Origin of the sequence: Rhodomicrobium sp. (assembly GCF_047605405.1) — a bacterium.
Lineage (GTDB): Bacteria > Pseudomonadota > Alphaproteobacteria > Rhizobiales > Rhodomicrobiaceae > Rhodomicrobium > Rhodomicrobium lacus.
Genome location: NZ_JASGFR010000074.1, coordinates 1 through 4130, shown reverse-complemented (window position 1 = coordinate 4130; position 4130 = coordinate 1). Strand labels below are relative to the sequence as shown.

The 4130-nt window shown below is 62.5% G+C and carries 4 protein-coding genes; 3 read left to right on the top strand and 1 reads right to left on the bottom strand.

Annotated features, from left to right (window positions below):
• Window positions 1–156: 156 nt before the first annotated feature.
• Window positions 157–921, top strand: coding sequence for a phage antirepressor KilAC domain-containing protein (locus QM659_RS16780; RefSeq protein WP_415189303.1), 765 nt, complete (start codon window positions 157–159; stop codon window positions 919–921).
• Entirely contained in the window at window positions 918–1118 is a 201-nt protein-coding gene (locus tag QM659_RS16775; RefSeq protein WP_415189302.1) for a hypothetical protein, read from the top strand. Before QM659_RS16780 ends, QM659_RS16775 begins: the two co-directional genes overlap by 4 nt.
• Before the next feature lie 133 nt (window positions 1119–1251).
• On the opposite strand, the gene QM659_RS16770 is transcribed toward QM659_RS16775, so the two are convergent.
• Entirely contained in the window at window positions 1252–1677 is a 426-nt protein-coding gene (locus tag QM659_RS16770; protein ID WP_415189301.1) for a MerR family transcriptional regulator, read from the bottom strand.
• Window positions 1678–1891: 214 nt separating this feature from the next.
• Here QM659_RS16770 and QM659_RS16765 point away from each other — a divergent pair, with 214 nt between their 5' ends.
• The gene (locus tag QM659_RS16765) at window positions 1892–4009 is read left to right on the top strand and encodes a heavy metal translocating P-type ATPase (protein ID WP_415189304.1); all 2118 of its coding nucleotides are present in this window, start codon (window positions 1892–1894) and stop codon (window positions 4007–4009) included.
• Window positions 4010–4130: the final 121 nt, after the last annotated feature.

Sequence of the window (4130 nt, the reverse complement as noted above, 5' to 3'; positions counted from 1 at the left end):
GCTCTCCTACATCGAACAGAACGAAGGAGCTGGACGTCGCTTCCCGCCCAAGGGCGCGCGAACCGAACTTCAAGATGCTCTTCATCGCGCGGCAGCAGCCGAAGCCAAACTCACTACTCTCATGGAATGCCTGCACCTCAGGCAAGCGAGGACCGAATGACACAGCTCATCACTGTAATTCAGCCCAGCGGTGCGCCGCTCACGATGTCCAGTCGCGAGATCGCAGAGTTGGTCGAGGCGCGCCATGATAGCGTCAAGCGCACCATCGAGCGCCTTGCTGAGCGCAATGTCATCGCACGCCCACCGTTGGTGGATGTGCAGGAAACGGGCGGCAAAAACCGTGTTTACGTCACTCAAGAGTATCGCCTCGACAAGCGCAGCAGCTTCATCGTGGTCGCGCAGCTCTCGCCAGAGTTCACCGCCCGCGTGGTGGATCGCTGGCAGGAACTCGAAAAACAGGTTGCAGCCGATCGCCCTGCCAAGATCGATGTCCGCGATCCTGCGCAACTCACCAAGATCGCGATCCAGCTTATCGAGGTGAACCGCGAGCTTGAGGACAAGGCGAAGGCGCTTCAGGTTGAGGTGGCCGAGATGAAGCCGACCGTCAAAGCCTATGAGCGCATTGCTGTCGGCGATGGCTCACTCTGCATCACGGACGCGGCGAAGACGTTGCAGGTGCGCCCGAAAGACCTGTTCCAATGGCTTCGCGCCAACGACTGGATTTATTCCCGTCCCGGAACAGGTGACATCGCCTATCAGGAACGCATCAAAACAGGGCTTCTTGAGCACAAGACGACGGCGGTCATCCGAACAGATGGATCGGAGAAGATCGCTACGCAGGTGCGCATCACGCCGAAAGGGTTAGCGAGCCTTGCAAAAACTCTGAACATGTCCTTTGACGTCGCAAGGCAGCAATCATGAACCTGCACAAAACAGCTGCCGTTGTCTGGCTCACCATCACTGTTGCCGCGTTCATAATCGCCATCGGGTTATGCGTTTATAGTGTAGCCGCAGACCAACCGCTCGCCGCGGTTACCTCGATGATGGTGGCTGGCTACGGGCTGCTCATGCTCGCATTCGGCGGGATGTTTGCTGCGACTGTGTCACGTGCAAAATGACGATCTGGACACAAAGCCTTTCTGGCAAGGTGGTCGATCTCGTGGGCACGCTGCCGAGCAAATTGACTTCGCCGACATAGCGCGCCATTCGCTGAACGTCGCGCAGGCGCTGTAGACGCTCCACGCTGCCGTTTCAATGATGGCTGTGCATGCATTGGCCGTGGTCGGCGAGCACTTCGATGACACGGCATTTCGCAACCTTCCCGTGGCTGCAGCCTTCGATCATGCTCTCAAGCTCCACCTTCAGGGCCGCGAGGCTTGCAATCCTTTGCTCGACATCGACAAGCCGGGCTCTCGCTATGGTGTCCGCGCTTGCGCAGGGTTGATCTGGATCGTCATGAAGCAATAGCAGGGTGCGGATGGCGTCGATCTCGAACCCTAGCTCACGAGCGTGCCGGATAAAGGCCAACCGGCGGAGATCGCCCTGATCGTAAGTGCGTCGGTTGCCTTCGGTGCGCGGTGGCGCTGGCAGCAACCCGATCTGCTCGTAATAACGAATGGTCGGCACCTTCACGCCGCTAACTTTTGCGGCCTCACCGATTGAAATATCCCGTGGCATCGCATCTCCTCTAGTCACTAGAGATATATGTGTTGCGCTGCCGGGGGGCAACGGCAAGCCACGATGCCGAGGTTTGGCGGAGAATGACAGAACCCCGGCAAATTCCCGCTTGCTCCTCCAGTGGCTAGAGAAAGTAAGCGTGGATTGTAGCATTGAACGGAGTGCAGGAACCTTGGCGATTTCTATACAAAAGATCCTCTACCGCGTTGACGGTATGGACTGCCCGTCCTGCGCCACGAAGATCGACACAGCCGTTCGCCGCCTTCCCGGCGTGGAAGACGTGTCGGTCCTGCTGACGGTCGGGACGATGGCGGTTCGGCATAGTGGCGGCGAAGCGCTTGCCCGAGCCATAGCCGAGCGCGTCGCAGGGCTCGGCTATGCTGTAACTCCGCTCACACCTGATGGCGGGCTCGCCGATGGTGAGGAACACTCTTCCGCCACCGAAAGACAGCCTCATGGCGCAACTGCGGGCGGCTGGTGGCAATCGGGCAAAGGACGGCTGACGATTGCCAGCGGCGTAGCGCTCGCAGCCGCGTGGCCTCTCGGCTATCTGCTGCCGGGCCTTCAGGCCTGGCTTTTCACAGCGGCCATGCTGGTCGGTCTCATCCCGATTGCGAGGCGCGCCGTGATGGCCGCGCGAGCAGGAACCCCGTTCTCCATCGAGATGCTGATGACGATCGCGGCCACGGGTGCGGTCTTTATCGGCGCAACCGAGGAAGCGGCGGCGGTCGTCTTCCTCTTTCTGATCGGCGAATTGCTGGAGGGCGTTGCGGCGGGTAAGGCCCGCGCCGGCATCCAGTCGCTAACCGATCTTGTTCCAAAGACGGCGCTTCTCGAAGAGGCAGGCAAGACGCTCGAGGTGCAGGCGGAAAGCCTCGGCATCGGCGCGACCATTCTCGTTCGTCCGGGCGATCGCATCCCCGCCGACGGCGTAATCCTTTCGGGCGAAAGCGCTATCGACGAAGCGCCGGTGACGGGCGAAAGTACGCCTATCCGCAAGGGCGTCGATGCGACCGTTTTCGCGGGCACGGTGAACGGAGGTGGTGCGCTCCGCGTCCGCGTCACGGCAGCAGCTTCCGACAACACGATCGCGCGCATCATCAAGCTCGTCGAGGAGGCGCACGACTCGAAGGCGCCGACCGAGCGCTTCATCGACCGCTTCTCGCAAGTTTACACTCCCGCAGTCGTCGGCGTGGCGGCGCTCGTCGCCATTGTTCCGCCGCTGCTGTTCGGCGGCGTGTGGAGCGAATGGGTTTATAAGGGGCTGGCGCTTCTGCTCATCGGCTGCCCGTGCGCGCTCGTTATTTCGACGCCCGCAGCGATTGCCGCCTCGCTTTCGGCCGGTGCCCGGCGCGGGCTGCTGCTCAAGGGCGGCGCAGTGCTTGAAACTATCGGCAAGATCACGTTGGTAGCGTTCGACAAAACGGGCACGCTGACGGAAGGCAAGCCCCAGGTCACCGATGTGATCGGCTTCGGCGCAACGGAAGCCCAGGTCTTGCGGCTGGCGGGCGCTCTCGAAACGGGCTCCAGCCATCCGCTCGCCCGTGCGATCCTCGACTGCGCGGCCGCGGACGGGATTGCGGTTCCGCCCGTCGACGACGCGGTCGCTTTCGGCGGCAAGGGCGTGGCCGGAACCGTGGACGGGCGCGGCATCTTCCTCGGCTCGGCGCGGGCGGCTGCCGAGAAGGCCCCGCTCGATGCGGATCAGTCGGCGCGAATTGCCGTACTCAACGGTGAGGGCAAAACCGTCTCTGTGCTCGTTGTCGATGGCAAGATCACGGGCGCAATCGCGCTGCGCGATGAGCCGCGCCCCGATGCCATGGCCGGGCTGAAGGCGCTCGCGGATGCGGGGATCGGTACCGTGATGCTGACCGGGGACAACCGCCGCACGGCAGAGGCGATCGGACAACAACTCGGCATCGAGGTTCGTGCCGAATTGCTCCCGCAGGACAAGCAGCGGATCGTCAACGAGCTCAAGAGCCAGGGCTTCACGGTCGCCAAGGTCGGCGACGGCATCAACGATGCGCCCGCGCTCGCGGCCGCCGATGTCGGGATCGCGATGGGCGGCGGAACGGACGTGGCACTTGAGGCAGCGGGTGCGGCGGTGCTGCATGGCCGGGTTGAAGATGTGGCCAGGATGGTCGCGCTGTCGAAGCGGACGATGGCCAACATCTACCAGAACATCGCGCTCGCGCTCGGGCTGAAAGGCGTCTTCCTCGTTACCACCGTTGTCGGCATCACTGGCCTTTGGCCCGCGATCCTCGCCGATACCGGAGCGACCGTCCTAGTCACGCTGAACGCGCTGCGCCTGCTGAAAGGGGCGAACTCATAGTCTTAGCTCTTGGCATGGCCGAACTGATTTCACACCTCGGCGATACCTTCGCGCCAACGCTAACCGAACCACCTGCGCCGCCCCTCGATCACGCGGTCGAGACGATCCGCCAGCCGGTTGA

What these genes read in the sequence shown, in the direction of transcription:
- QM659_RS16765 (WP_415189304.1), top strand. Translation starts at nt 1,892, where the DNA reads ATGGACTGCCCGTCCTGCGCCACGAAGATCGACACAGCCGTTCGCCGC.
- QM659_RS16780 (WP_415189303.1), top strand. Translation starts at nt 157, where the DNA reads ATGACACAGCTCATCACTGTAATTCAGCCCAGCGGTGCGCCGCTCACG.
- QM659_RS16775 (WP_415189302.1), top strand. Translation starts at nt 918, where the DNA reads ATGAACCTGCACAAAACAGCTGCCGTTGTCTGGCTCACCATCACTGTT.
- QM659_RS16770 (WP_415189301.1), bottom strand. Translation starts at nt 1,677, where the DNA reads ATGCCACGGGATATTTCAATCGGTGAGGCCGCAAAAGTTAGCGGCGTG.